Source organism: Clavibacter michiganensis subsp. tessellarius, from assembly GCF_021922985.1.
In the GTDB taxonomy this organism is placed as follows: domain Bacteria; phylum Actinomycetota; class Actinomycetes; order Actinomycetales; family Microbacteriaceae; genus Clavibacter; species Clavibacter tessellarius.
On record NZ_CP040788.1, the window covers coordinates 660,939 to 687,870 of the forward strand.

23 protein-coding genes are annotated in these 26,932 nt (G+C 75.8%); 14 read left to right on the plus strand and 9 right to left on the minus strand.

From position 1 onward, the window contains the following. The first annotated feature begins 18 nt into the window (after nt 1-18). From FGG90_RS03025 to FGG90_RS03040, 4 genes are all read left to right on the plus strand, one after another. On the plus strand, nt 19-1,224 hold the full coding sequence (locus FGG90_RS03025; protein WP_094130606.1) for a cysteine desulfurase family protein: 1,206 nt from the start codon (nt 19-21) through the stop codon (nt 1,222-1,224). Further along, nucleotides 1,221-2,393 carry a tRNA 2-thiouridine(34) synthase MnmA gene (gene mnmA / locus FGG90_RS03030; protein WP_210433068.1) on the plus strand — a complete coding sequence of 391 codons (1,173 nt, stop codon included), beginning with the start codon at nt 1,221-1,223 and terminating at the stop codon, nt 2,391-2,393. Before FGG90_RS03025 ends, mnmA begins: the two co-directional genes overlap by 4 nt. Next, entirely contained in the window at nt 2,390-4,849 is a 2,460-nt protein-coding gene (gene ligA / locus FGG90_RS03035) for an NAD-dependent DNA ligase LigA (protein ID WP_094130604.1), read from the plus strand. Before mnmA ends, ligA begins: the two co-directional genes overlap by 4 nt. A 99-nt stretch (nt 4,850-4,948) precedes the next feature. Continuing rightward, a complete protein-coding gene (locus FGG90_RS03040) occupies nt 4,949-6,433 on the plus strand; it encodes an alpha/beta hydrolase (RefSeq protein WP_237583506.1) in 1,485 nt (494 codons plus the stop codon). A gap of 10 nt (nt 6,434-6,443) precedes the next feature. Here FGG90_RS03040 and FGG90_RS03045 read toward each other — a convergent pair whose 3' ends face one another. Further along, on the minus strand, nt 6,444-6,890 hold the full coding sequence (locus tag FGG90_RS03045) for an META domain-containing protein (RefSeq protein WP_237583507.1): 447 nt from the start codon (nt 6,888-6,890) through the stop codon (nt 6,444-6,446). A gap of 56 nt (nt 6,891-6,946) precedes the next feature. On the opposite strand from FGG90_RS03045, the gene gatC reads away from it, so the two are divergent. The 4 genes from gatC to FGG90_RS03065 are packed head-to-tail and all read left to right on the plus strand — an operon-like array spanning nt 6,947 to nt 12,006. Then, nucleotides 6,947-7,315 carry an Asp-tRNA(Asn)/Glu-tRNA(Gln) amidotransferase subunit GatC gene (gatC, locus tag FGG90_RS03050; RefSeq protein ID WP_094130597.1) on the plus strand — a complete coding sequence of 123 codons (369 nt, stop codon included), beginning with the start codon at nt 6,947-6,949 and terminating at the stop codon, nt 7,313-7,315. A 7-nt stretch (nt 7,316-7,322) separates the two neighbouring features. Next, entirely contained in the window at nt 7,323-8,870 is a 1,548-nt protein-coding gene (gene gatA, locus FGG90_RS03055; RefSeq protein WP_094130595.1) for an Asp-tRNA(Asn)/Glu-tRNA(Gln) amidotransferase subunit GatA, read from the plus strand. Beyond that, nucleotides 8,870-10,372, plus strand: a complete 1,503-nt coding sequence (gatB, locus tag FGG90_RS03060) for an Asp-tRNA(Asn)/Glu-tRNA(Gln) amidotransferase subunit GatB (protein ID WP_094130593.1) — start codon at nt 8,870-8,872, stop codon at nt 10,370-10,372. The genes gatA and gatB overlap by 1 nt, the downstream gene beginning before the upstream one ends. Further along, nucleotides 10,369-12,006 (plus strand): ABC-F family ATP-binding cassette domain-containing protein, encoded by a 1,638-nt coding sequence (locus FGG90_RS03065; RefSeq protein ID WP_094130591.1) that lies wholly within the window; start codon nt 10,369-10,371, stop codon nt 12,004-12,006. The genes gatB and FGG90_RS03065 overlap by 4 nt, the downstream gene beginning before the upstream one ends. Before the next feature lie 96 nt (nt 12,007-12,102). Here FGG90_RS03065 and FGG90_RS16120 read toward each other — a convergent pair whose 3' ends face one another. Next, nucleotides 12,103-13,752, minus strand: a complete 1,650-nt coding sequence (locus tag FGG90_RS16120) for a hypothetical protein (RefSeq protein ID WP_094130589.1) — start codon at nt 13,750-13,752, stop codon at nt 12,103-12,105. A gap of 172 nt (nt 13,753-13,924) precedes the next feature. On the opposite strand from FGG90_RS16120, the gene FGG90_RS03075 reads away from it, so the two are divergent. After that, nucleotides 13,925-14,596 carry a DedA family protein gene (locus tag FGG90_RS03075; protein ID WP_094131510.1) on the plus strand — a complete coding sequence of 224 codons (672 nt, stop codon included), beginning with the start codon at nt 13,925-13,927 and terminating at the stop codon, nt 14,594-14,596. 110 nt (nt 14,597-14,706) lie between these two features. Further along, nucleotides 14,707-15,423, plus strand: coding sequence for a hypothetical protein (locus tag FGG90_RS03080; protein ID WP_094130587.1), 717 nt, complete (start codon nt 14,707-14,709; stop codon nt 15,421-15,423). Between the two features lie 87 nt (nt 15,424-15,510). On the opposite strand, the gene FGG90_RS03085 is transcribed toward FGG90_RS03080, so the two are convergent. The 6 genes from FGG90_RS03085 to FGG90_RS03110 all read right to left on the minus strand — a co-directional run bounded on the left by FGG90_RS03085 (nt 15,511) and on the right by FGG90_RS03110 (nt 23,052). Further along, nucleotides 15,511-17,199: a long-chain-fatty-acid--CoA ligase gene (locus tag FGG90_RS03085; protein ID WP_094130585.1), complete on the minus strand. Its 1,689-nt coding sequence runs from the start codon at nt 17,197-17,199 to the stop codon at nt 15,511-15,513. Between the two features lie 97 nt (nt 17,200-17,296). Beyond that, nucleotides 17,297-17,743, minus strand: a complete 447-nt coding sequence (locus FGG90_RS03090) for an SRPBCC family protein (protein ID WP_094130583.1) — start codon at nt 17,741-17,743, stop codon at nt 17,297-17,299. Nucleotides 17,744-17,815: 72 nt separating this feature from the next. Next, nucleotides 17,816-19,264, minus strand: a complete 1,449-nt coding sequence (locus tag FGG90_RS03095) for a phytoene desaturase family protein (RefSeq protein WP_094130581.1) — start codon at nt 19,262-19,264, stop codon at nt 17,816-17,818. A gap of 9 nt (nt 19,265-19,273) precedes the next feature. Next, nucleotides 19,274-20,272 carry an SDR family oxidoreductase gene (locus FGG90_RS03100; RefSeq protein WP_094130579.1) on the minus strand — a complete coding sequence of 333 codons (999 nt, stop codon included), beginning with the start codon at nt 20,270-20,272 and terminating at the stop codon, nt 19,274-19,276. Between the two features lie 97 nt (nt 20,273-20,369). After that, the gene (locus FGG90_RS03105; RefSeq protein ID WP_094130577.1) at nt 20,370-22,058 is read right to left on the minus strand and encodes a long-chain-fatty-acid--CoA ligase; all 1,689 of its coding nucleotides are present in this window, start codon (nt 22,056-22,058) and stop codon (nt 20,370-20,372) included. Nucleotides 22,059-22,122: 64 nt separating this feature from the next. Beyond that, nucleotides 22,123-23,052, minus strand: a complete 930-nt coding sequence (locus FGG90_RS03110; RefSeq protein ID WP_094130575.1) for an oxidoreductase — start codon at nt 23,050-23,052, stop codon at nt 22,123-22,125. A 171-nt stretch (nt 23,053-23,223) separates the two neighbouring features. On the opposite strand from FGG90_RS03110, the gene FGG90_RS03115 reads away from it, so the two are divergent. Together FGG90_RS03115 and FGG90_RS03120 are read left to right on the plus strand one after the other, a co-directional pair. After that, nucleotides 23,224-23,586 carry a hypothetical protein gene (locus tag FGG90_RS03115; protein ID WP_094130573.1) on the plus strand — a complete coding sequence of 121 codons (363 nt, stop codon included), beginning with the start codon at nt 23,224-23,226 and terminating at the stop codon, nt 23,584-23,586. After that, on the plus strand, nt 23,583-24,830 hold the full coding sequence (locus FGG90_RS03120) for a M20/M25/M40 family metallo-hydrolase (RefSeq protein WP_094130571.1): 1,248 nt from the start codon (nt 23,583-23,585) through the stop codon (nt 24,828-24,830). Before FGG90_RS03115 ends, FGG90_RS03120 begins: the two co-directional genes overlap by 4 nt. 26 nt (nt 24,831-24,856) lie before the next feature. Here the strand turns inward: FGG90_RS03120 and FGG90_RS03125 are convergent, their stop codons facing one another. Beyond that, nucleotides 24,857-25,363: a metallophosphoesterase family protein gene (locus tag FGG90_RS03125; protein WP_094130569.1), complete on the minus strand. Its 507-nt coding sequence runs from the start codon at nt 25,361-25,363 to the stop codon at nt 24,857-24,859. Between the two features lie 97 nt (nt 25,364-25,460). Here FGG90_RS03125 and FGG90_RS03130 point away from each other — a divergent pair, with 97 nt between their 5' ends. Continuing rightward, nucleotides 25,461-26,075: a sulfite oxidase-like oxidoreductase gene (locus FGG90_RS03130; RefSeq protein WP_094130567.1), complete on the plus strand. Its 615-nt coding sequence runs from the start codon at nt 25,461-25,463 to the stop codon at nt 26,073-26,075. Next, nucleotides 26,042-26,824: an FAD-binding oxidoreductase gene (locus FGG90_RS03135; RefSeq protein ID WP_094130565.1), complete on the plus strand. Its 783-nt coding sequence runs from the start codon at nt 26,042-26,044 to the stop codon at nt 26,822-26,824. Before FGG90_RS03130 ends, FGG90_RS03135 begins: the two co-directional genes overlap by 34 nt. The last annotated feature ends 108 nt before the right edge of the window (nt 26,825-26,932 follow it).

Below are 26,932 nucleotides of genomic sequence, written 5' to 3' on the forward strand. Positions count from 1 at the left end.
GCGACCTAGGGTAGGGGCATGACGGTCTACCTCGACCACGCCGCGACGACCCCCATGCGGCCGGAGGCGATCGCGGCGCTCGCCGGGGCGCTGACCCTGGTGGGGAACCCGTCCTCCATCCACTCGCACGGCCAGGAGGCCCGACGGGTGCTCGAGCAGGCGCGCGAGGACATCGCCCGCGCGCTCGACGCCGACCCGGTCGAGGTCGTCCTCACCTCCGGCGGCACCGAGTCGGTCAACCTCGGCATCAAGGGGCTGCACGGGGCCCGGGTCGCCGCGGACCCCCGGCGCACCCGGATCCTCGTGCCCGACGGCGAGCACCACGCCACCGTCGACACGGTCGAGTGGCTCGAGCGCCGCGGCGCCGTCGTCGAGCGGCTGCCCATCGACGCGCTCGGGCGCATCCGGGTCGACGCCGTCGCCGCCGCGCTCGCCGCCGACCCCGGATCCGTCGCCCTCCTCACCTTCCTCGCGGCCAGCAACGAGGTCGGCACGATCCAGCCCGTGGAGGAGCTCGCGGCGCTCGCCGCGGCCCACGGGGTGCCCGTGCACGTCGACGCGGTCGCGGCGCTCGGCCACATGCCCGTGCCGTTCCGCCGCTGGCGCGACGCGGGCGTCTCCGCGGTCAGCGTCTCGGCGCACAAGGTCGGCGGTCCCGTCGGCAGCGGCGCGCTCGTGCTCGCGCGGACCGCGACGGTGGACGCGCAGATCCACGGCGGCGGCCAGCAGCGCCAGGTGCGCTCGGGCACGCAGGACGCGGCGTCGGCCGTCGCGTTCGCGGCGGCCGTGACGCTCGCGGTCCGGGAGCTCGACGCCGAGCGGATGCGCCTGGCCGCCCTCCGCGACCGCCTCGTCGCGACCGCGCTCCGCGACGTGCCGGGCGCCGTCCTCCGCGGGGACCCGGATCCCGCGGGCCGCCTCCCCGGCAACGCGCACCTCACCTTCGCCGGCTGCCAGGGCGACTCGCTCCTCCTCCTGCTCGACATGGCGGGCGTCTCGGTGAGCACGGGATCCGCGTGCCAGGCCGGCGTCCCCGAGGTCTCGCACGTGCTCCTCGGCATGGGCATCCCGGAGGACGAGGCCCGGGGCGCCCTCCGCTTCACCCTCGGCCGCACCACGACCGACGCGGACGTCGACGCGCTCCTCGCGGCGCTGCCGGACGCCGTCGCGCGCGCCTCCCGGGCGGGCCTCGCGGGACGCGCGGCGCGTAGGCTCACGGGGTGAAGATCCTCGCAGCGATGAGTGGCGGAGTCGACTCCGCCGTGGCCGCCGCCCGCGCCGTCGAGGCCGGGCACGACGTGACGGGCGTGCACCTCGCGCTCAGCCGCATGCCGGGCACGCTCCGCACCGGATCCCGCGGCTGCTGCACCATCGAGGACTCGATGGACGCCCGCCGGGCGGCCGACCTCCTGGGCATCCCGTTCTACGTGTGGGACTTCTCCGAGCGCTTCGCCGCCGACGTGGTCGACGACTTCGTGGCCGAGTACCAGGCCGGCCGCACCCCGAACCCGTGCATGCGCTGCAACGAGCGGATCAAGTTCGCCGCGCTCCTCGAGAAGGCGCTCGACCTCGGCTTCGACGCCGTGTGCACCGGCCACTACGCGGACGTGCTGGAGGGGCCCGACGGGCGGCCCGAGCTGCACCGCGCGGCAGCGTGGGCCAAGGACCAGTCGTACGTGCTGGGCGTGCTCACGGCCGAGCAGATCGCGCACTCCTACTTCCCGCTGGGATCCACGCCCTCCAAGGCCGAGGTGCGCGCCGAGGCCGCCGCCCGCGGGATCCAGGTGGCGCAGAAGCCCGACAGCCACGACATCTGCTTCATCCCGGACGGAGACACGCGCGGCTGGCTCGCCGACCGCGTGGGCGCCGAGCCCGGCGAGATCCTCGACGGCCAGGGCGCGGTGGTCGGCACGCACGCCGGCGCCGCGGCCTTCACGGTCGGGCAGCGCAAGGGCCTCGCGATCGGCACCCCCGCGCCCGACGGCCGCCCGCGGTTCGTGCTGGAGATCCGGCCCAAGGACAACACGGTGGTCGTCGGCCCGCAGGAGGCGCTCGCCATCCGCGAGATCGCCGGGTCGTCGTTCACCTGGGCGGGCACGCCGCCGACGCGGCCGGACCAGGCGTTCGACTGCGACGTGCAGATCCGCGCCCACGCCGACCCGGTGCCGGCCAGCGCCCGGGTGTCGGGGGTCGACGGCATCATCGAGCTCGTGATCACCCCTCGCGAGCACCTCATCGGCGTGGCCCCCGGGCAGACCGCCGTCGTCTACGCCGGCACGCGCGTGCTCGGCCAGGTCACCATCGACCGCACGGTGAGCGCCGTCGACGACGCCCGCCCGCCGATGCGCGACGCCGCCCTCGTCGGCGCGGACGCGGGGGAGCGGCGCGCGTGAGCGACACCGCCAGCGCCTCGCCCGCCGCGGACGACGCCGTCCCCGCCAGCACGCCCGCCGACCTCGAGGCGGCGGCCGCGCGCGTCGACGCGCTCCGCACCGAGATCGAGCGCCACCGCGACGAGTACTACGCGTCGAACGCGAGCACCGTGAGCGACGCCGAGTACGACGCGCTCGTGCACGAGCTCGAGGAGCTCGAGCAGGCGCACCCGACGCTGCGCAGCCAGGACAGCCCCACGCAGACGGTCGGCGGCCGCGCCGAGACCACCCTCTTCGCGCCCGTCACGCACGCCGAGCGCATGCTCAGCCTCGACAACGTCTTCAGCGAGGAGGAGCTCGCCGAGTGGGCGGCCAAGGTCGAGCGCGACGCGGGGAGCGGCCGGGTCCGGTACCTCAGCGAGCTCAAGATCGACGGCCTCGCCATCAACCTGCGCTACGAGCACGGCGTGCTCGTCACGGCGGCGACCCGCGGCGACGGCGTCGTGGGCGAGGACGTCACGCAGAACGTGCTCACCATGGGCACCGTCCCCGCGCGGCTCGCCGGATCCGGGCATCCGCCGCTCGTCGAGGTGCGCGGCGAGATCTTCTTCCCCGTCGCCGAGTTCGACGAGCTCAACGCGCAGCAGCTGGCCGCGGGCGAGCGCGTCTTCGCGAACCCGCGCAACGCCGCCGCCGGATCCCTGCGGCAGAAGGAGGAGGGCAAGACCCCCGCGCGCCTCGAGCTCATGAAGGCCCGCATCCGCCGCCTCCGCATGCTCGTGCACGGCATCGGCGCGTGGCCCGTCCGGGAGCTCGAGCGCGACGCCCACGTCTCCGCGCAGTCCGAGGTCTACGGGCTGCTCGCGGGCTGGGGGCTCCCCATCTCCACGCACTTCCGCGTGTTCGACGACGTCGCCGACGTCACCGCGTTCGTGCGCCGCCACGGCGCGGCCCGCGCCGAGGTCGAGCACCAGATCGACGGCATCGTCATCAAGGTCGACGACCTCGGGCTCCACGAGGAGCTCGGCGCCACCAGCCGCGCGCCGCGCTGGGCCACCGCCTACAAGTACCCGCCCGAGGAGGTCAACACGACCCTCCTCGACATCGTCGTCAGCGTCGGCCGCACGGGCCGCGCCACGCCGTTCGCGGTCATGGAGAAGGTCGAGGTCGCCGGATCCGAGGTGCGCCAGGCCACGTTGCACAACCAGCAGGTCGTGAAGGCCAAGGGCGTGCTCATCGGCGACACGGTCGTGCTCCGCAAGGCCGGCGACGTCATCCCCGAGGTGCTCGGCCCGGTCGTGGAGCTCCGCGACGGCACCGAGCGCGAGTTCGTCATGCCCACGCTCTGCCCCGAGTGCCAGACGCCGCTGAAGCCCGCGAAGGAGGGCGACATCGACCTCCGCTGCCCGAACGCGCGCAGCTGCCCGGCCCAGGTCCGCGGGCGCGTCGAGCACGTCGCCTCCCGCGGCGCGCTCGACATCGAGGGCCTCGGCGAGGTCGCCGCCGCCGCGCTCACGCAGCCGCTCGAGCCCGAGGACCCGCCGCTGGAGACCGAGGCCGGCCTCTTCGAGCTGACGATGGCCGACCTCGTGCCCATCACGGTCGTCGTGCGCGACGCCGAGACCGGCATGGTCAAGGTCGACGAGAAGACGGGCGAGGCCAAGCGCGTCACGCCGTTCCGCCGCAAGCGCGTGCAGAAGCGCGACGGCGCGTTCGACCCGGCCGAGCCGTGGGGCGACGAGCTGTCGGTTCCCTCGAAGTCGGCCGAGGTGCTGCTCGAGAACCTCGAGAAGGCGAAGACCCAGGACCTGTGGCGCATCCTCGTGGCGCTGAGCATCCGCCACGTCGGCCCGGTCGCCGCGCGGGCGCTGGCCGGCTGGTTCGGCTCGCTCGACGCCATCCGCGCCGCCAGCCGCGAGGAGCTCGCCGCGGTCGACGGCGTGGGCGGCATCATCGCCGACGCGCTCCTCGACTGGTTCGAGGTCGACTGGCACCGCGAGATCGTCGAGCGCTGGGAGCGGGCGGGCGTCGTCACGGCCGTCCCCGGGCATCCGGGTCCGGGCGCCGCGGCGGCCGCGGGCGGCGTGCTCGCCGGCCTCACGGTCGTGGCCACGGGATCGCTCGAGGGCTACACCCGCGAGGGTGCGCTCGAGGCCATCATGGCGGCGGGCGGCAAGGCCGGATCCAGCGTCAGCAAGAAGACGCACTACGTGGCCGCGGGGCCCGGCGCGGGATCCAAGCTCGGCAAGGCCGAGGCGCTCGGCGTGCGGATCATCGACGCGGCCGAGTTCCGCCTCCTCGTGGAGCAGGGGCCGGACGCCATCGCGCTGCCGGAGCCGGAGGCCGACGCGGACCCCGAGGGCGAGGTCGGGCCCGACGCGGGTGCCGCTCCCGACGCCGAGACCGCGTCCGAGGCCGCGGGCACCGCAGGCGCGGAGCCCGCCACCGAGGACGACGCCGCCGCCCCCACGAGCTGACGGGCCCGGGCGGCGCGACCTCCCGTCGCTAGCATGGGAGCGCGTCGGCCCGGAGCACGGCGCATCCCGGCATCGGCTCTTCTGGGGGGCTCTCCACCCGTGTCCGCTCGCGTCCTCGCGCTGCTGATCACCGCGGCCCTCGCCGTCGGCCTGGTCGGCGCCGTCGGCGTCCCCCCGGCGGCCGCGTCGCCGCCCGCCGCGTCGCCGCCCGCCGCGTCGCCGCCCGCCGCGTCGCCGCCCGCCGCCGCGACGACCGCCGCCGCGACGACCGCCGCCGCGACGGCCGGGGGTGCGCACGTCGTCCCCGCGTCCGCCCTCCTCGCCGTGCCGGACGCCGCGGATCCCACGCTCGCCGCCCGGACGCCCCCTTCCCCGCGCGTGCTGGAGCTCCTGCGCCACGGCCGCGGGTCGGATCCGGCCCTCCGCGGCATGCCGCCGGTCGCGCTCCTCGCCGCGCTGCCCGCCCTCGACGACGCCGAGCTCCGCCGGCTCGCGCGCACGACCCCCGACCTGCTCCACGACCTGGTGCGCCTGCCGCCGACGGCCTCCACCGTCCGGGCGTGGTGGGACGCGCTCGCCCCCGACGACCGGGACGGCCTCGCGGCCGCGGTCCCCGAGCTCGTGGGGAACCTCGAGGGCCTGCCCGTCGACGTCCGGGACGCCGCGAACCGCCGCCACCTCGCCGAGCGCGGACGCCACCTGCACGCGACCGCCCGGTCGACCCCCGGCCGCGGCGCCCAGCAGGCGATCGGGCGCGACCTGCGGCTGCTCGCCGAGGTCCGCGCCGCGCTCGAGCCCGGTGCCGGACCGGATCGCGCGCTGCTCGCGCTCGACACGCGCTGGCCGGGACGCGCGGCGGTCGTCACGGGCGACCTCCAGGCCGCGGCGTACGTCGACGTCGTGGTGCCCGGCATGCTCTACGGCGTCTCCGAGCGGCTCGTCGACTGGACGGAGGTGGCGGCCCGGCTGCAGGACCAGCAGACGCGGCTGCTCGGCGGGCCGGGCCGGGCCGGCGGCGTCGCGACGATCGCGTGGCTCGGCTACCGCACGCCCGACCTCACGGGCATCGGATCGCTCGCCCTGGCCGAGGAGGGCGCCGTGCGCCTGGAGGCCGCCATCCAGGGCATCCGCGGGATGCGCCCCGACGCGCCGCCGCACGTCACGGTGATCGCCCACTCGTACGGGTCGACGGCCGCGCTGATCGCGCTGTCGAGCGGCCGGGCGTCGGCGGACGCCCTCGCCCTGGTCGGCTCGCCGGGCGGCGTCGTCCGCGACGTGTCCGAGCTGAGCGTGCCGGCCGACCGGGTGTACGTGGGGGAGGCGCCGTGGGATCCGGTGGTGGGCTCGTCCTGGTTCGGCACCGACCCCGGCAGCCCGGGCTTCGGGGCGCGGCCGTTCGGGGTCCGCGGCACGGGCGCCGCGTCCGGCGTGTCGGCCGACGGGGCCCTCGCGGGCGTCGCCGGCCACAACGGCTACTTCGACCGGGGGACGGAGTCCTTCCGCAACCTCGCGCTCATCGGGATCGACCGCCCGGTGCTCGACGCCGTCGCGACGGATGCGAGCGGGCGGGAGGGCCCGCGGTAGGGCGGGCGGATCAGCCCCGGCTGCGCTCGGCGTACTCGAGCCGCACGCCGTCGTCGCCGGACGCGACGAGGTGGCCGTCGTCCACGCGCCAGGAGGTGACCTCCGCGAGGTCGCGGAGGTACTCCGCCTCCACGCCGTCGTCCTCGCAGGGGAGCGCCCCCGGCGTGACGGCGGCGAGCATCCCCTCGCCCTGGTCGCGGATCGGGCCGGAGTAGTCGTTGCACGGGCCGCGCCCGCTGACCTCGCCGCCGCCCACCCGCATGGTGATGAGCGCGTCGCCGATCGCGAGCTGCCCGCCGGAGTCGCGGGCGTCGACCAGGTGCCAGTTGCCGCGCACGTCGCTGACGGGCGCGCAGCCGGCGAGGGGCACGAGGGCGAGCGCGACGGCGGAGGCCGCGACGGCGGCGCGGCGGGCAGCGGATCGACGGGCGGACGGGATCCGGGCTGCGGTGGGCATGGGGGTCACGCTAATAGAATCTCCCGGTACCCCTGCACACAGTCCTTTGGAGACGCATGTCCGACACCCGGCCCGAGCCCGACGACGCGACCGGCGGGGTGGAGACCCCCCGGGCGTCGACCCCCGCGGAGCAGATCAGCCGGGAGCAGGTGCAGCACCTCGCCGGCCTCGCGCGCATCCGCCTGAGCGACGAGGAGATCGACACGCTCACCACCGAGCTCGGCCTCATCGTCGAGTCGGTCGCGAAGGTGACCGCGGTCGCGGGTCCCGACGTGCCCGCCACCAGCCACCCGATCCCGCTGGTCAACGTGTACCGCCCCGACGTCCCGGGCGTGACCCTGACCACGGAGCAGGCCCTCCAGGGCGCGCCCGAGCACGACGGATCCCGCTTCAAGGTGTCCGCGATCCTCGGCGAAGAGCAGTAGGAGCACCATGACCGACGACCTCACGCGCCTCAGCGCGTCCGCCCTCGCCGACCGCCTCGCGTCCGGCGACGTCTCCAGCGTCGACGCGGTGCGCGCGCACCTCGACCGCATCGACCACGTCGACGGCGACGTCCACGCGTTCCTCCACGTCTCCGGGGAGCGCGCGCTCGGGCGCGCCGCCGAGATCGACGCGCAGCGCGCCGAGGGCGCCGCGCTCGGGCCGCTCGCGGGCGTGCCCATCGCCATCAAGGACGTGCTCTGCACCATCGACATGCCCTCCACCGCGGGCTCGCGCATGCTCGAGGGCTGGACGCCGCCCTACGACGCCACCGTCGTCCAGCGCCTCCGCGCCGCGGGCCTCGTGCCGCTCGGCAAGACCAACATGGACGAGTTCGCGATGGGCTCCTCCACCGAGCACTCCGCGTTCGGCGCCACGCACAACCCGTGGGACCTCGACCGGATCCCCGGCGGGTCGGGCGGCGGATCCGCGGCCGCGGTCGCCGCGTTCGAGGCGCCCGTCGCGCTCGGCTCCGACACCGGCGGGTCCATCCGCCAGCCGGCCGCCGTCACCGGATCCGTCGGCGTCAAGCCCACCTACGGCGGCGTGAGCCGCTACGGCGCCATCGCGCTCGCCTCCAGCCTCGACCAGGTCGGCCCCGTCTCCCGCACGGTGCTCGACTCGGCGCTCGTGCACGACGTCATCGGCGGGCACGACCCGCGGGACTCCACGTCGCTCACGGACGCGTGGCCGTCCTTCGCGGATGCCGCCCGCGCCGGGCAGCGCGAGGGCGCCCTGAAGGGCGTCCGCGTCGGCGTCGTGGAGCAGCTCGACGGCGAGGGCTTCCAGGCCGGCGTCACGCAGCGCTTCCGCGAGGCGCTCGCGCTCCTCGAGGAGGCCGGCGCCGAGATCGTCGAGGTGTCCGCCCCGAACTTCGAGCACGCCATCGCCGCGTACTACCTGATCCTCCCCGCGGAGGCGTCGAGCAACCTCGCGAAGTTCGACTCGGTGCGCTTCGGTCTCCGCGTGAACCCGCCCGGCGGCGGCACCGTCGAGGACGTCATGGCGGCCACCCGCGAGGCCGGCTTCGGCCCCGAGGTCAAGCGCCGCATCATCCTCGGCACCTACGCCCTGAGCGCCGGCTACTACGACGCCTACTACGGGAGCGCGCAGCGGGTCCGCACGCTCATCCAGCGCGACTTCGACGCCGCGTTCCAGCAGGTCGACGTGCTGGTCACCCCGTCGGCGCCCACCACGGCGTTCACGCTCGGCGAGAAGCTCGATGACCCGCTGGCGATGTACCTCAACGACCTCACGACGATCCCCGCGAACCTCGCGGGCGTCCCCGGCATCGGCCTCCCCATCGGGCTCGCGCCCGAGGACGGCCTGCCCGTCGGGATCCAGTTCATGGCGCCCGCCCGCGAGGACGCGCGCCTCTACACGGTCGGCGCCGCGCTCGAGCAGATCCTCGAGCGGCAGTGGGGCGGGCCCCTGCTCGCCCAGGCACCCGAGCTCGCGCGCGCCGCGCGCCGCACCACGGACGGAGACACGCACTGATGGCCAAGGCCGAGCTGATGGACTACGACAAGGCCATCGAGATGTTCGAGCCCGTGCTCGGGTTCGAGGTGCACGTGGAGCTGAACACGCGCACGAAGATGTTCTCCGACGCCCCGAACTTCTTCGGCGGCGAGCCCAACACCAACATCACGCCGGTCGACCTGGGTCTCCCGGGCTCGCTGCCCGTGGTGAACGAGCAGGCCGTGAAGCACTCGATCAGCCTCGGGCTCGCGCTCGGCTGCTCGATCGCGGAGAGCTCGCGCTTCGCCCGGAAGAACTACTTCTACCCGGACCTCGCGAAGAACTACCAGATCAGCCAGTTCGACGAGCCCATCGCCTACCGTGGCTCCGTCGAGGTCGAGATGCCCGACGGCCGCATCGTCACGGTGCCCATCGAGCGCGCGCACATGGAGGAGGACGCCGGGAAGCTCACGCACGTGGGCGGCGCGACGGGCCGCATCCAGGGCGCCGACCACTCGCTGGTCGACTACAACCGCGCGGGCGTGCCGCTCGTGGAGATCGTCACGGACATCATCTACGGCGCGGAGGGCGAGGCGCCCGAGCTCGCGAAGGCGTACGTGTCGACCATCCGCGACATCGTCGTGGCGCTCGGCATCTCCGACGCGAAGATGGAGCGCGGCAACCTCCGCTGCGACGCGAACATCTCGCTGAGCCCGCGCGGATCCGGCAAGCTCGGCACCCGCACGGAGACGAAGAACGTCAACTCGCTCCGCAGCGTCGAGCGCGCCATCCGCTACGAGATCCAGCGGCAGGCGGCGATCCTCGCGGCCGGCGGCACCATCACGCAGGAGACGCGGCACTGGCACGAGGACACCGGCCGCACGTCGGCCGGCCGCCCGAAGAGCGACGCCGACGACTACCGCTACTTCCCGGAGCCCGACCTGCTGCCCGTGCAGCCGAGCGCCGAGCTGATCGAGGAGCTGCGGGCCGCCCTGCCCGAGGCGCCCGCGATCCGCCGCCGCCGGCTCAAGGCCGAGTGGGGCTTCACCGACCTCGAGTTCCAGGACGTCGTGAACTCCGGGCTGCTCACCGAGCTCGTCGGGACGGTCGAGGCCGGCGCCGCGCCCCAGGCCGCGCGCAAGTGGTGGACGGGCGAGATCGCCCGCATCGCCAACGCGCGCGGGGTGGACGCGGCGACGCTCATCACGCCGGAGCAGGTCGCGTCCGTCGTCGAGCTCGTGGAGGCCGGCACGCTCACGAACCGCCTCGCGCGCGACGTGATCGAGGGCGTCATCGACGGCGAGGGCACGGCCCAGGAGGTCGTGGACGCCCGCGGCCTCGCGGTCGTGTCCGACGACGGCCCGCTCATCCAGGCCATCGACGAGGCGCTGCAGGCGCAGCCCGACGTGCTCGCCAAGATCCGCGACGGCAAGGTGCAGGCCGCCGGGGCCGTCATCGGCGCCGTGATGAAGGCCATGCGCGGCCAGGCGGACGCGGCCCGCGTCCGCGAGCTCGTGCTGGAGCGCGCGCAGGCCTCGTGACCGCCACCCTCGTCGCCCGGGGCCTCGCCGGAGGCCACGGGCACCGCACGCTGTTCTCCGGGCTCGACCTCACGGTCGCGCCCGGGGACGTCGTGGGCCTCGTCGGCGCGAACGGCGCCGGCAAGAGCACGCTGCTCCGGCTCCTCGCCGGCGTCGACGCGCCGCAGGACGGCCGCGTGCTGCTCTCGCCCGCCGACGCGTTCATCGGCTGGCTGCCGCAGGAGCACGAGCGGATCCCGGGGGAGACCGTGGCCGGCTACGTCGCCCGCCGCACGGGCTGCGCCGAGGCCTCGGCGGAGCTCGACCGCACGGCGGTGGCGCTCGGCGAGGGCCTGCCCGGCGCCGACGACGCGTACGGCACCGCGCTCGACCGCTGGATGGCGAGCGGCGCGGCCGACCTCGACGAGCGCCTCCCCGTCACGCTCGCGGAGCTCGGCCTCGACCTCGATCCCGCGCTCCCCACCGCGGGCCTCTCCGGCGGACAGGCGGCGCGCGTCGCCCTCGCCGCGCTCCTCCTCAGCCGCTTCGACGTCGTGCTCCTCGACGAGCCCACCAACGACCTCGACCTCGACGGTCTCGCGCGCCTGGAGACCTTCGTGCGCGGCCTCCGCGGCGGCGTCGTGCTCGTCTCGCACGACCGCGAGTTCCTCGCGCGCTGCGTCACGACCGTCGTCGAGCTCGACCTCGCGCAGGACAGCGTGCGCGTCTACGACGGCGGCTACGACGCGTTCCTCGAGGAGCGCCAGGTCGCCCGCCGCCACGCGCGCGAGGCGTACGAGCAGTTCGCCGACACCAAGGCCGACCTGGTCGCCCGCGCCCGCACGCAGCGCGAGTGGTCGTCGCAGGGCGTCCGCAACGCGATGCGGAAGGCGCCCGACAACGACAAGATCCGTCGCAAGGCCTCGGCCGAGTCGAGCGAGAAGCAGGGTCAGAAGGTCCGCCAGATGGAGAGCCGCATCGCGCGCCTCGAGGAGGTCGAGGAGCCGCGCAAGGAGTGGGAGCTCGCCTTCACCATCGGCTCCGCGCCCCGGTCGAGCGCCGTGGTCGCGACGCTCCGCGAGGCCGTCGTCACGCGCGGGTCCTTCACGCTCGGCCCCGTCTCGCTGCAGGTCGACGGCGGCGACCGGATCGGGATCACCGGCCCGAACGGCGCCGGCAAGTCCACGCTCCTCGGCCTGGTCCTCGGCCGCATCGCGCCCGACGCCGGCGACGCGTCGCCCGGTCGCAGCGTGCAGGTGGGCGAGATCGACCAGGCCCGCCAGTCGCTGCGGGGCGAGCTGCCCCTCGCGGAGTCGTTCGCCGAGCAGGTGCCGGACATGTCGCCCGCCGAGGTCCGCACGCTGCTCGCGAAGTTCGGGCTGCGCGCCGACCACGTCACCCGGCCCGTCGACGGCCTGTCGCCGGGCGAGCGCACGCGCGCGGGGCTCGCGCTCCTGCAGGCGCGCGGGGTCAACCTGCTCGTGCTCGACGAGCCGACGAACCACCTCGACCTGCCCGCCATCGAGCAGCTCGAGCAGGCGCTCGACTCCTACGAGGGCACGCTCCTGCTGGTCACGCACGACCGGCGGATGCTCGACGCCGTGCGCCTCGACCGGCACTGGCACGTGGACGCGGGCGTCGTCACCGAGTCCTGACCCGTCGGCCGGGCCGACCCGTCGGCCGGGCCGATGCGTCGGCAGGGCCGACCCGTCGGGCGCGGCCGGCCGTCGGCACCGCCGGCCACGTCCGCCCTACTGGTAGGTGACCAGGTCGGGCACGGGCGACACGTCCCGCATCGTCTGCTCGGGCGTGAGCATCGGCTCGTCCTCGTCGATGAAGTCCTTCCAGCCCCAGCGCACCCCGGCGGGCGCGTCGGCGTGCAGGGCGCGCCAGGTGGCCTGCTTGTCGGGCTGGCCGCCCTGGCCGTCGGCGTGGATGAGCATGGCGAGCTCCGGGTGGGACGTGTCGAGCGACGCCCGGTCGGTGATCATGCTCAGCCGGAACTGGTGCAGCACGAGCATCTTCTGCGGCAGGCCGCGGTCGCGCACGAGCCCGGCCAGCCAGTCGGTGGTCGCGTCCACCTCGGCGGCGGAGACGCTGCCGATCTGCTTCAGCGGCACCTGGTCCGGGCCGAGCCGCCACTCGGGGTCGAGCGCGAGGCCGACGCCGGGCTGCGCGAGCACGGACTCGTAGCGCTTGGCCTGGGTGAGGAAGTCGGTGCGGCCGGGCTGCAGGTCGATCACCACGTAGACGCCGGCCTCGCGCGCCGCGTCCAGCCACGGCTGCAGCGTCTCGACCGGGACCTCGGAGGAGTAGTCGCCGTCCGGTCCCGCGGACCCCGCCGCGACGGTGGCGATGAGCTCGAACATGGGGATCACGGGCTCGTCGGAGAGGGGCTGGTACTCGGCGGCCTGGGCCTTCGCGCGCGTCACGGCGTCGGCCGGGCCCTGCTCGCCGAGGACCCCGAGCGCGCCCGTGCCGGCCGCCCCGTACAGCGCGACGTACCGCTTGTCCGGGAAGACGAGCTGGCCGCCGCCCGGCAGCTGGTCGCCCGTGGCGGCGGTGCGGATCCGGCCCTCGAGCGACGCGTCGTCGGCGTACGCGGCGCCGATCGCGAGCGTGTGCGCGGCCTGGGCGTCGTGCAGGGCGGTGATCGCGTCGGCGGAGGAGCGCGGATCCGGCGAGGCCGCGGGCAGCACCGTGACGCCGACCCCGGCTGCGCGGGCCGTGGCGACGGCGGCGAGCGAGGACGCGGCGTCGGTCGCGAGGGCGTGCGCGCCGTCGAGGGCGGCGGCGGGTGCCGTGCGGGGGAGGCCGGCGTCGGGATCCGCGGAGGAGGCGGGCTCGCCGTCCCCGTCGGCGGGGGCCGTGAGGGCGGCCGCCTGCGCGACCGCGGCGGCCGGGTCGTCCCCGGCGGGAGCGGCCTCGGCGGCGGCCCCGGTGAGGCGCGCGACGTCCGCGGCGTGATCCGCCCGTACGACGGTGGTGGACTCCGGCAGGCCCTCGGTGGCGGCCTCGCCGACGCCGCCCACGGCGAGCACGTCGGCGGATCCGAGGCGCTCGATCTCGGGCACCGCGCCCGCGCCGTCCACGAGGAGCGGGGCGCCCAGGGCGACGGCCGCCTCGGCGCCGAGCGCCTGCGCGGCCACGTCGCCGGCCGGCGCCAGCACGGCCACGGGCGCGGAGCGGAAGAGGCTGCCGCTCATCGCGACCGACGCGCCGGAGTCGTCGGCGTCGCCGACCACCGTGAGGGCGGCGTCCGGGGTCGCCGTCACCGGGCGCTGCACCTCGGGCGGATCGGCCTCGGACGTGCAGGCGCCGAGGCCGGCGACGACGCCCGCGACGGCGAGGAGGGAGACGGAGGTGCGGAGGGACCGGGGGATTCGGATCGGGGACGGCACCCGTCCACGGTACGGGACGCCCCCGCGGCGCGCCCCCGCCCCGGGTGCCCGGGCGCGTCCCGCCAGCCGCCCGGGGGCGCCGCCGCCCGCCCGCGGACCCCGGCCACATGGCGGCCGGTACCGTGGACGGGTGACCGCTCTCCTGCCGCCGACCCTCCTGCCGACGACGACGATGTCCGGGATCCGCCCCGCCGCGACGGGGGAGGACCCGCTCCAGGGCCTCGACGGGCTCGTGGGCGCCGCCGCCCGCGTCATCGAGGCGCTCGGCGAGGTCGGCGTCGGCGCGATGACCTTCGTCGAGACGGTGTTCCCGCCCATCCCGAGCGAGGTCGTGCTCCCGCTCGCGGGCTTCGTGGCCGCGACGGGGCGGATGAACATCGTCCTGGTGATCATCGCCAGCACCCTGGGCGCGTACCTCGGCGCCCTCCTGCTCTACGCGCTGGGCCGGAAGGCGGGCGAGGAGCGCACCATCCGCGTCCTCTCGAGGCTGCCGCTCGTGGAGCGCCACGACTTCGAGGTCGCCGCCGCCTGGTTCCACCGGCACGGGCGCTCGGCGGTGTTCTTCGGGCGGCTCGTGCCCGGGGTCCGCAGCCTCATCTCGCTCCCCGCGGGCGCGGCGGGCATGCACCTCGGCACGTTCAGCTTCTACACGATCGCCGGCAGCGGGCTCTGGAACGGGGCGCTCATCGGCCTCGGCGCCGCGCTCGGCAGCCAGTACGAGCTGATCGACCGGTACGCGCAGTACCTCGACTACGCCGTGTACGCGGTGCTCGGGATCCTGCTGCTCCTCCTCGTCGGGCGCGCCGTCCGCCGTCGCGTGCAGGGCGGCCGCGGGGAGCGCTGACCCGATCCCCACGTGCCTCCCACGGGTCTCCCCGGCGGGAGGAATACGGTGGCGGCGGCTGATGCGGTCGGCGACCCGCGCCGATCCGGCCCTCTGCGAGAGGCACCACCATGGGATTCCTGGACAGGCTCCTGGGCCGCGACGAGCAGCCCGACGACCGGCGCGGACCCGCGTCAGCCCCGCGTGAGCGCAGCGCCGACGAGGTCGCGGTCGAGCGCTACCGCTACCTCCTCCGCACGGCGCCGCCCGAGCGCATCGAGGAGGTGCACCTCGAGGCGTTCCGGAAGCTGACCCCGGAGCAGCGCGAGATCCTCTTCCGCCAGCTCAGCTCGGACGCCGCCGAGGGCGACGCGCCCACGGACGACCGTCCCGAGTCGCTCGCGCGCTCGGCGACCCGCTCGGAGATGCGCGCGCCGGGCACGCTCGAGCGCACGCTGGGTCCGCGCGGCGGGCTCGCCGGGGGAGGCGGCGCGGGCATGGGCATGGGCGGCATGATCGCCGGATCGATGCTCGGCACCATCGCCGGCGTCGTGGTCGGCTCGGCCATCGCCCAGGCGCTGATCCCGGACGCGGTCGGACACGACCAGGCGGGGCCCGACGGAGCCGACGGGGCGGGCGACGCCGGTGCCGCGGACGGGAGCGGCGACGCGGGATCAGCGGACGCCGGGGCGACCGACGCCGGCGCGCCCGACGCGGGTGCCGGTGACGCGGGTGCCGGTGACGCGGGTGCCGGCGACTTCGGCAGCGGCGACTTCGGGGGCGGGGACTTCGGCGGGGGCGGCGACTTCGGCGGCGGTGCCGACTTCGGCGGGGGCGACTTCTTCTAGCGACGCGACGGGAGGCGAGGCGGCGCGCTCGGAGACGCTCCCCGGAGCCGGCCGGTCGCGACGCGACGAACGCGCGCGTCGCCCGGACTAGCCCCGCGCCACGATCCCCTCGCGCACCTCCCGGCGCAGCACCTTCCCCAGCAGGCTGGTGGGCAGCTCGTCGAGCACGACGATCCGCCGCGGCACCTTGTACGGCGTCAGGTGCCCGCGGAGCTCGGCGCGGGCGGCCTGCTCGTCGAGCGTCGCGCCCTCCTCGAGCACGACGGCCGCGACGACCTCCTCGTCGCCGCCGTCGCGGGGGATCCCGACGACGGCCGCGTCCCGCACCCCGGCGAGCTCGCGCACGGCGTCCTCCACCTCGGACGGCGAGACGTTGAAGCCGCCGGTGATGATGAGCTCCTTGATCCGGTCGGCGATGCGGACGAAGCCGTCCCCGTCGATCGTCACCACGTCGCCCGTGCGGAACCAGCCGCCCTCGAGCAGCACGGACGCCGTCTCCTCCTGCCGGCCGTGGTACCCCCGGAACACCTGGGGGCCCCGCACGAGCAGCTCGCCGGCCTCGCCCGCGGGCCGGTCGACCGACGGGTCGTCCGGATCCACGACGCGCACCTCGGTGTTCGGCAGCGGCAGCCCGACGGTCCCGGCGCGACGCGTGTCGCCGACGGGGTTCGCCATCAGCACGGGGGAGCACTCCGACAGGCCGTAGCCCTCGACGAGCCAGCCGCCCGTCTGCTCCTCCCACGGCACGACGACGGACTCGGGCAGCGCCATCGCGCCCGAGATCGAGATCGAGATGCCCGCGAGCGGCACCCCGGCGTCCTCGGCGGCCTGGCGGAGCTTCGCGTAGATGGGCGGCACGGCGGGGAGGAACGTCGGCGGGTGGCGGCGGATCGCCTGCAGCACGAGGTCGGGCTCGAAGCGCGGGAAGAGCACGAGGCGGGATCCCATGCTCATCGCGAAGGTCAGGCAGAGCGTGAGGCCGTACGCGTGGAACATCGGCAGCACGGCGTAGACGACGCTCGTGCCGCGCGGCACCGTGGGCACCCACGCACGCGACTGCGCGGCGTTCGCGCTGAGGTTGAGGTGCGTGAGCTCGGCGCCCTTGGGCGCACCGGTCGTGCCGCTCGTGTACTGGATGACCGCGAGGTCGTCGGCGGCGGGCCGCGGGTGGTCGACGGGCAGGGGCGCGGCGGCGGCGATGCGCTCCCACGGCGTCGTGCCGCTCACCTTCGCGGCGATGGCGGCGCGCGCGGCGCGGGCCTTCGGGACGGGCAGGCGGAGGAGCAGCCGCGTGCGCCGCGGCATGGCGCGCGTCACGTCGACGGAGACGATCCGCTCGGGCCGCACGCCGTCCGGCAGCGCCTGGATCGTCGCGACCGACCTGTCCCAGGCGATGACCGTGCGCGCGCGGTGGTCCTCGAACTGGTGCTGGAGCTCGCGCGGCGTGTAGAGCGGGTTGTGCTCCACCACCACGGCGCCGAGGCGGAGCACGGCGTAGAACGCGACCACGTGCTGCGGGCAGTTCGGCAGCACGATCGCGACGGGGTCGCCCGCCCGCACGCCCTGGTCGTGCAGGCCCTGGGCCGCCCGCGCGATGAGGTCGCCGAGCTGGGCGTAGCTCGTCTCGGCGCCGAGGAAGTCGAGCGCCGTGCCGCCGGGGAAGCGGAGCACCGACTGGTCCACGATGTCGACGAGCGACCCCTGCGGCAGGTCGATCTCGTGCGGGACGTCGGGCGCGTAGCTGGCCAGCCAGGGCCGGTCGGTGGGGGTGCTCACGCGTCCCACCCTAGGCCGCGGGGCTCGCGCGGCCCGCGACGTTCCCGGGGTCGGGAGGGTGGCGCCGCGGTGCGTCGGCGGCGCGGCGGTCACGGGGTCACCGGCGCCCGGCGTGCCGCCCCTCGGCGAGGTAGGCGAGGCGGCGGAGCGTCTCCACGTTGCGGGCGTGCAGCATCAGGTCCATGAGCGGCGCGGGGACGAGGCGGCCGGGTCCGCGCACGGCCTCCTCGGTCATGCGCACCTCGCAGCCGTCCGGCAGCGTGCGCACCTCGATCGTGACGCGGGCCTCGCCGATCGGCCAGCCCTTCGGCTGCATGACCATCCGGCGCGGGGCGTCCCACTCGAGGATCGTGGTGGCGTCGTCGATGAGGACGGGCCAGGAGCCGAAGGAGTGGTGCAGCTTCGCGCCGACGGCCGGCCAGGCGTCGTCGACCGCGCGCATCCGCGAGGCGCCGACGACCCACGCGGGGAAGAGCCAGCCGTCGGACACCACCTCGGCGACGTCGGCGGGCGAGCACTGCATGCGGCGGCGGGTGACGGACATGGATCCAGTCTGCCCCGCGCGCTCAGGCTCCGGTAACCACGGCCGGGGGCTCGACGCCCGCGAGCCGCCCTGCTACAGCGACAGGTCCGGCCCGCGCTCGATCCCGAACTCGTGACGCAGCGCGCTCCGAGCGGCCTGGTACCCGGCCATGCCGTGCACGCCCGGGCCGGGCGTGGCGGAGCTCGACGCGAGGTAGACGCCCGCGGCCGGGGTGCGCCACGGATCCGGCGAGAGCACCGGCCGCGCCAGCAGCTGCCAGACGCTCGCGGCACCCGCGGCGATGTCGCCGCCGATGTAGTTGGGGTCGTGCTCCTCCATGCCGACGGCGTCGATGCTCGAGGAGGCGAGGATCAGGTCGCGGAAGCCCGGGGCGAAGCGCTCGATCTGCCGGGTGATGGCCTCGGTCTGGTCGACCGTGGATCCCGCGGGTACGTGCGTGTACGCCCAGAGCACGTGCTTGCCCTCGGGGGCGCGGCCGGGGTCGTCGATCGAGGGCTGCGCGACGAGCACGTACGGGTCGTCGCTGTGCCGTCCCGCGGCCACATCGCGCTCGGCGCGCTGGATCTCGGCGCGCGTGCCGCCGACGTGCAGCGTGCCCGCGCGGCGCAGCTCGGGATCCGTCCACGGCACCGGGCCGGAGAGCGCGAAGTCGACCTTGGAGGCCGCGTTGCCGTAGCGGAAGCGGCGGAGGGCGCGGAGGTAGCGCGCGGGCAGGCGGTCGCTCGCGATGCGCGAGAGGGCCCGGGCGCTGGTGTCGAGCAGCACGGCGCGGGCGGCGGGCAGCTCGCGGAGCGTGCGCACCTCGGATCCCGTGACGACCTCGCCTCCGTGGGCACGGAGGTCGTCCACCATCGCGTCGACGATCGACTGGCTGCCGCCGATCGGCACCGGCCAGCCGCGGGCGTGGGCGTAGGCGCCGAGGGAGAGCGCGGCGGCGGCCGTCGAGACGCTCGGCATGGTCTGGATCGCGTGGGCCGCGACGCCCGTGAACATCGCGGGCGCGACGTCGCCGCGGAAGCGCGCGTTCCAGGCGGGCGAGCCCTGCTCGAGCGCGCGGAGGCCGAGGCGGATGGCGGTCGGCGGATGCCGCGGCACCTGGAGGAGCGGGCCGTTCGTGAACTGGGCGACGCGGTCCGCGGTCTCCGCGAGCGGCCCCATGAGCTGCCGCCACGCGCGCCCGTCGACGCCGAGCGCGTCGGCCGTGCGGTCGATGTCGCGGTAGGCGATGCCCGAGACGCCGCCGTCGAGCGGGTGCCCGTAGGAGATCTCCGGCACGACGAGGTCGATGCGCCGGTCGAGCTGGAACGCCCGGAAGAACCCCGACGCGAGGGCCATGGGGTGCACGGCGGAGCAGATGTCGTGGTGGAAGCCGGGGAGCGTGAGCTCCGCCGTGCGGCTCCCGCCGCCGATCGTGTCGGCCCGCTCGTGCACCTCGACCCGGAGGCCCGCCCGGGCCATCGTCACGGCCGCGGCCAGCCCGTTCGGCCCCGAGCCGACCACGATCGCGTCGATGTCACCCATGCGTCGAGGCTATCGGCGGCGGAGCGCGGCGGTGCCGGCGACGACGCCCGAGAGCAGGGCGCCCGCGCCGATCGCCACGGCCTTCGCGCGGTTGCGGACGATCCAGACCTGCGGGCTCGTCATGCGCGCCCGGTCGCTGAAGATGCCGCGCGCGCCGTGGTCGCCGGCGGTCGGCGTGTAGAGGTTCGTCGTCAGCATCGGCTGCGTCTTGTCCTCCGCCTGCTGGCCGGAGTAGCCGGTCTTCGCGAGGTAGCCGTCGAGCCAGTTCGCGACGAAGCGGTTGCCGAGCACGGTCATGACGGTGGGCTCGCCGACCCAGTTGCGCCGCTTCGGCTTCTCGGCGACCGCGGCGATGGCCTGCGCGCCCACCTCGGGCTCGAAGATCGGCGGCACGGGCTGCGGGTGGTGCGGCAGCTGCGACTTGACCCAGTTGAACTGGATCGTGTTGAGCGCGGGCATGTCGACCGTGGAGATGCGCACCTGGCTCTTGTTGTGGATCAGCTCGGTCGTCACCGACTCCGTGAAGCCCTGCACGGCGTGCTTGGCGGCGCAGTACGCGGCCTGCAGCGGGATCCCGCGGTGCGCGAGCGCCGAGCCGACCTGGATCACGTGGCCGCGGTCGCGCGGCACCATGCGGGACAGCGCGGCGCGCGTGCCGTTGACGAAGCCGAAGTAGTTGACCGCCGTGGCCCGCTCGAAGTCGGCCGGGTCGGTGGTGAGGAACTCGCCGAAGACGCCGACCATGGCGTCGTTGACCCAGAGGTCGATGGGGCCGAGCTCGTCCTCGACGCGGTCGGCGGCGGCCTCGACGGCCAGGCGGTCGGCGACGTCGGTGGAGATGCCGAGGCCGCGGCGTCCGCGCGCCTCGATGTCGGCGACGGCGCCCGCGAGCCCGTCCTCGCCTCGCGCGAGGACGGCGACGTCCCAGCCGCGGTCCGCGAGCTCCCGGACGGTGGCCCGTCCCAGTCCGGCGGATCCTCCGGTGACGACGGCGATGCCTCGAGTCATTGCGCTCCTTCGATGGTTGGTGCACGAAACGTGCCCCTCCACCGTAGGACCGCGCAGGCCGCGGGCAGGCGCTGGCCGCCCAGCTGCCAGGCGGCGGTCAGCCTTCGCGCTGCAGCTCCTCGCGCACCTGGCGGCGGAGCACCTTGCCGATGAGCGACGTCGGCAGCGCGTCGACCTGCACGACGCGGCGCGGGACCTTGTACGCGGTGAGGTGCGCGCGGCAGTACGCGCGCACGGCGGCCTCGTCGAGGGTGCGACCCGCGTCCATGACCACCGCGGCGGTGACGTCCTCGCCGCCGTCGGAGGACGGCATGCCCACGACCGCGACGGACTGGACGCCCGGGGCGCCGCGCACGACGTCCTCGACCTCGCTCGGCGACACGTTGAAGCCGCCCGTGATGATGAGCTCCTTCATCCGGTCGACGATGGTCGTGAAGCCGTCGGCGTCGACGCGCACGATGTCCCCGGTGCGGAACCAGCCGCCGTCGAGGAGCGCGGCGCGCGACTCGTCCGGGCGGCGCCAGTAGCCCTGGAAGACCTGCGGGCCGCGGATCAGCAGCTCGCCCTCCTCGCCGGGGGCGCGGTCGACCGTCGGGTCCTCGGGGTCCACGACGCGCACCTCGGTGCTCGGGAACGGCACGCCGACCGTGCCGGGGCGCCGGGACGGGCCGATGGGGTTGCCGAGGGCGACGGGCGACGTCTCCGTGAGCCCGTAGCCCTCCACGAGGTAGCCGCCGGTGAGGCCCTCCCAGAGCTCGACCGTGGCGACGGGCAGGTTCATCGCGCCGGAGATCGCGAAGCGGACGCCCGTGAGGTCGACGCCCTTCTCCTTCGCCCCGCGCGCGAGGCGCTCGTAGATGGGCGGCACCGCCGGCAGGAACGTGGGCGGGTGCTTCCGCGCGGCGGCGAGCACGAGGTCCACGTCGAACTTCGGGAACAGCACGAGCCGGGCGCCGATGGCCATCGCGAACGTGAGGCAGAGCGTGAGGCCGTACGCGTGGAACATGGGCAGCACGCCGTAGACCGTCTCGCCGCCGTCCGCGAGGCCCGGCACCCAGGCGCGGCCCTGCATGGCGTTGGCGTGCAGGTTGCGGTGCGTGAGGATCGCGCCCTTCGGGCTCGCGGTCGTACCGCTCGTGTACTGGAGGATCGCCGTGTCGTCGAGGGCGGGGCGCGGGCGGGAGGATGCGACGCGGCGGTGGTCGACGAGCTGCTCCCACGTGACGGTGTCCTTCACCGGCGCGGTGATCGCGGCGCGCGCACGGCGGGCGGCCGGCACCGGGAGGCGGAGCTTCAGGCGCATGGCGAGCGGCATCGCGGCGGGAAGGTCGACCGAGACGATGGTGTCCACCGGCACGTCCCGCGGCATGTCCTGGATGGTGCCGACGACCGTGTTCCAGGCGATGACGACGCGCGCGCCGTGGTCCTCGAACTGGTGGCGGAGCTCCCGCGGCGTGTAGAGCGGGTTGTGCTCCACGACGATTGCGCCGAGCCGCAGCACGGCGTAGAACGCGATCACGTGCTGCGGGCAGTTCGGCAGCACGAGCGCGACGCGGTCGCCCTTCCGGACCCCGAGCTTGCGGAGGCCCTCCGCGGCGCGGCTGATCCGGTCGCCGAGCTCCCGGTAGGTCGTCTCGCGGCCGAAGAACTCGAGGGCGACGGCCCTGGAGTGACGCTGGATGCTGCGCTCGACCATGTCGACGAGCGATCCCTGGACGGGCGGGATGTCCGCCGACACCCCGTCCGCGTAGCTGCGTACCCAGGGGCGGTCGGCGTCGATGCTCATGTCCCCACCATAGGGAATGCGCCCGGGCGCAGCCCGGGCGCATCGCTCGTGCATCGGTGGCGGGCTAGGCGGGGTAGACGACCCCGGTCAGCTGCTCGGACGCGTCCCAGAGGCGGCGGGCGAGCTCCGGGTCCTTCGACCACGGGCTCGAGGCGGCGAGGTGCGGCATGCCGCTCATCCCGCCGGGGCCCGCGGGGCCGTAGTAGTCGCCGGGGTGCACGCCGAGGCCCGTCGCGGCCTGGATCTGCGGCAGGGCGCCCACGCGCACGTCCTGGCCCAGGGCGGCCGGGCCGAACTTCGCGGCGAGGTCGCTCATCACGCCCTGGGGGCCGGATCCGGGACCGTTCTTGGCGAGGTTCGTCGACGTCACGCCGGGGTGGGCGGCGACGGCCGTGAGGCCCCAGGCGCGGTCGTCGGACAGCGCCTGCAGGCGGCGCATGAAGAGGAGGTTGGCGAGCTTCGCCTGGCCGTACGCGGCCCACGGGCTGTAGCGCTCCTCCGACTGGAGGTCGCCGAACGCGATACGACCCATCCAGTGCGCGAGGCTCGACACGACGACGACGCGGGGAGCGTCGGCCGCCTGGAGCGCGGGCAGCAGGAGGCCGGTCAGCGCGAAGTGGCCGAGGTGGTTCGTGCCGAGCTGCAGCTCGAAGCCGTCGCGGGTCTCGCGGCGGTCCGGCGGGGCCATGACGCCGGCGTTGTCGACGAGGATGTCGATCGGTCCGGCCTCGATCTGCCGGGCGGCGAAGTCGCGCACCGAGGCGAGGTAGGCGAGGTCGAGGGATCCGACCTCGACGTGGACGCCGGGGTGGCGGTCGCGGATCGCGCCCGCCGCGTCCTCGCCGCGCTCGGGGTCGCGCGACGTGAGGACGACGGACGCGCCGGCGGCGGCGAGGCGGCGGGCCGTCTCGGCGCCGAGGCCGCTGTTGCCGCCGGTGACGACGGCGCGCTTCCCGTCGAGCGGGCTGATGATGATGTCGGTGGGACGGGGCACGCGGACTCCTCATTGCGGGTGGGATCCCCACGCTAGCCGCCGCGGCCGGGCGTCGTCCGTGCGGCGGCCGGCGGGCCGTGCGACGCGTCGTCGTGCGGCGGGCGGCCCCGGGGTGGCTCACGCGCCGCGTGCCGGGCACCCGCGCCGAGCGGCCGATGGGACGATGGGCGCATGTGGATGAGACGCGGCCGGGATGGATCCGAGGGCGAGCGCGGCGGGGAGGCGTCGCACGCGATCGGCGTGGGGGCCGTGGTCGTGGTCGTCGACGGCGCCGCCGCGACCGGCGACGCGACGCTCGCGGGCGAGCCCGTGGGCCTCGTGGTCGCGTCCGCCTCCGACGGGCTCCGCAGCGTCAGTCCGGTGCCGACCGCCCGCGGACGCGCCTGGGTCGTGGAGCTCGGCGCCGACGCGGACGACGTCCCCGGCCGCCGGGTCGTGGTGCCGCAGAGCGCGCTGCGCCTCGTCGACGAGGCCGACGCGGTCGACGCCGGCGCGCCCGCCCTGCCCGCCGACGACCTGCCGCCGCGCGCGTGAGCCCGGACGCCGCGCCCGGCGCCGCAGCCACGGACGCGACACCACGCGCAGCCGCGGACGCCGCCGCCGTCGACCCCGTCGAGCTCGCCGCGGACCTCATCCGCATCGACTCCACCAACCCCGACCTCGTCGCGGGCGCCGCGGGGGAGGCCGCGGTCGCCGCGCACGCCGCCGCCTGGCTCCGCGCCCGCGGCTTCGCCGTCCGGATCCTCGAGGACGTCCCCGGACGCCCCACCGTCCTCGCGACCGCGGCGGGCACGGGCGGCGGCCGGACGATCCTGCTCGACGGGCACCTCGACACCGTCCCGCCCGGCGACCCGGAGCGCGGCGGCCTCCTGCCGCGCGTCGAGGACGGCCTGCTCCTCGGCCGCGGCGCCTTCGACATGAAGGCCGGGCTCGCGGCGATGATGGTCGCCGCCGACCGCGCCCGCAGGATCCGCACGCGCGGCGACGTCGTGCTCGCCCTCGTCGCCGACGAGGAGTTCGGCAGCAGGGGCACCGAGGAGGCCCTCCGCGCGCTGGCTGCGGACGGCACGGTCGTCGACGGCGCCGTCATCTCCGAGCCCAGCCAGTCCGAGGCGATCGTCGCCCACCGCGGCTTCGGCTGGTACGAGATCCGCCTCCGCGGGCGCGCCGCCCACGGCTCCATGCCCGAGCAGGGCGTCGACGCCATCGCGCATGCCGGCCTCGTGCTCCGCGAGCTGGACGCGCTCGGCGCGCGGCTCGCGGCGGGCCCGCGGCATCCGCTGCTCGGGACGGGCGCGGTGCGCGTGTCGCGGATCCACGGCGGCACGGACGCGGCGACCGTCGCGGATGCCTGCACCCTCACGATCGAGCGGCGCTACCTGCCCGGCGAGAGCCCGGCCGACGTGGAGGCGGAGCTGCGGCGGATCCTCGACGCGGTCGTCGCCCGCACGCCGGACATGGCCGCCGAGCTCGTGCCGCTCGTCGCCCGCGCGGCCTTCGAGGCCGACGTCGACGGGCCGCTCGCCCGCGCCGTGCTCGACAGCGGCGCCCGCGTCACCGGAGCCCCCGTCGCCCACCGCGGTGAGCCGTTCTGGACCGACGCCGGCCTCGTGCAGGAGGCCGGCATCCCGTGCATCCTGCTCGGCGTCACCGGCGGGGGCGCGCACGCGGCCGAGGAGTGGGCCGAGGTCGACTCGATCCGCGCGCTCGCGGACGTGCTCGAGGGCGCGATCCTCGACTTCTGCGGCCGGGCCGACGCGGCGGAGCGCTCGGCCTGAGGACCGGCGCCCGGCGCTGCGCCGCCTCAGTCCCGCGTCGCCGACCGCACGAGCCGCACGTCGAGCCGTCCGGCGTCGGCCGTGGCGGTCATCCAGGTGAAGTCGGGCTGGCGCCGGCGGTCGGTGGGGGAGCCGGGGTTCAGCAGCCGGAGGCCCGCGGGCGTGACGGTGTCCCACGGGATGTGGCTGTGGCCGAAGACGAGCACGTCGGTCTCCGGGAAGGCCGCGTCCATCCGCCGCTCGCGTCCCGTCGCGGCCCCGGTCTCGTGGGTGACGGCGATCCGGATCCCCTCGACGACCACCCGCGCCGTCTCGGGCAGGCGGGCCCGCAGCCCCGCGGGGTCGTTGTTGCCCCAGCAGGCGACCAGCCGCCGGGAGCGCGCCTCGAGCGCGTCGAGCGCGGGCTCGTCGACCCAGTCGCCCGCGTGGATCACGAGGTCGGCGGCCTCGACCGCCCGCCAGAGCGCCGCCGGCAGGTCCTTCGCGCGCTTCGGGAGGTGGGTGTCGCTGAGGAGCACGAGCGATGCGGTCACGCGCCCACGCTACGCGGACGCGTCACCGGGCGGGCGCCGAGCGGACGGGCGCGGCATGATGGACGGGACCCGTCCCCGACCGCCCCTGGAGGCGCGCATGACCGGCATCACCCGCGGCTTCGTCGGCCGCCCCCGGAAGGGCCCGGCCGACCGCCTCCCGCCCGGCCAGTACGACACCGAGGGCGGCTGGCCCGTCCTCACCGCCGAGGCCGTCCCGAACCTGCCGGAGTCGCGGTGGTCGATCGCGGTCGACGGCCTCGTCGAGCGGCCGACGTCCTGGGACTGGGACGCGGCGCACGCGCTGCCGCGCTCCGAGTACGCGGGCGACATCCACTGCGTCACCACCTGGACCCGGCTCGACACGCGCTTCGCGGGCGTCAGCGTCGACACGCTGCTCGACGCCGCGGGCCCGCTCCCGGAGGCGCGCTTCGTCCTCGCGACCTCGCACTCCGGCTACACGACGAACCTCCCGCTCGACGACCTCCGCGGCGGCCGCGCCTGGATCGCGTTCGAGGCCGACGGCCAGCCGCTCACGGCCGACCACGGCGGACCCGCGCGCCTCCTCGTGCCGCACCTCTACTTCTGGAAGAGCGCCAAGTGGATCGCGCGCCTCACGCTGCTCGACCGCGACCAGCAGGGCTTCTGGGAGCGCAACGGCTACCACGACCGCGGCGACCCGTGGCGCGAGCAGCGCTACCAGGGCGACCGCTGAGCGCGGGAGCGGGTGCCGGCGCGTCCCCGGCGGACCGCGTCCCCGCCGTCCCCGCGTCCGTCGGCGGCGAGTGGCGCACGGCGACGATCACGGCGGTCGAGCACCCGACGCCCGGCACCGTGCTGCTGCGCTTCGACGTGCCCGACCGGATCCCGCACCTGCCCGGCCAGCACTGCGTCGTCCGCCTGCGCGCGGAGGACGGCTACGTCGCCCAGCGCTCGTACTCGATCCTCTCGGCGCCGCACGAGCCGGGCGTCGAGCTGCTCATGGAGCGCTACGAGGACGGCGAGGTGAGCGGCTTCTTCGCCGAGATCGCGCGGGTGGGCGACGAGATCGAGATGCGGCTCCCCATCGGCGGCTTCTTCGCGTGGGACGGCGCGACGCCCGCGGTCGCGCTCGGCGGCGGGACGGGCGCGGTGCCGATCGTGTCGATGATCCGCCACGCGCAGCGCATCGGCGCCCCCGGCCTCGTCCGCGTGGCCGTCTCGGCGCGGACGGCCGTCGACGTGCCGTGCCGCGCGGAGCTCGAGGCCGCCGGCGCCCTCGTCGCGACGACGCGCGAGCGGCACGGGGTGCGCGGCTTCGGCCGGCTCCGGCCGGAGGAGGTGGCCGACCTCGCGGCGGGCGCGCGCGTGGCGTTCGTCTGCGGATCCACCGCGTTCGCCGGCGGGGCGACGCGCCTCCTCCTCGACGCCGGCGTCCCGCGCGAGGCGATCCGCGTGGAGCAGTTCGGCCCCTCCGGCGACTGACGGCGCGGGCCGCCCCTGCGCCGCGGCCCGGGCCGCTGCGCCCCAGCCCCACGGCTCCTCGGCCGTCCGGATCGCGACCGCATCGCGCCCGGCCGTTCCGCGCGCGCC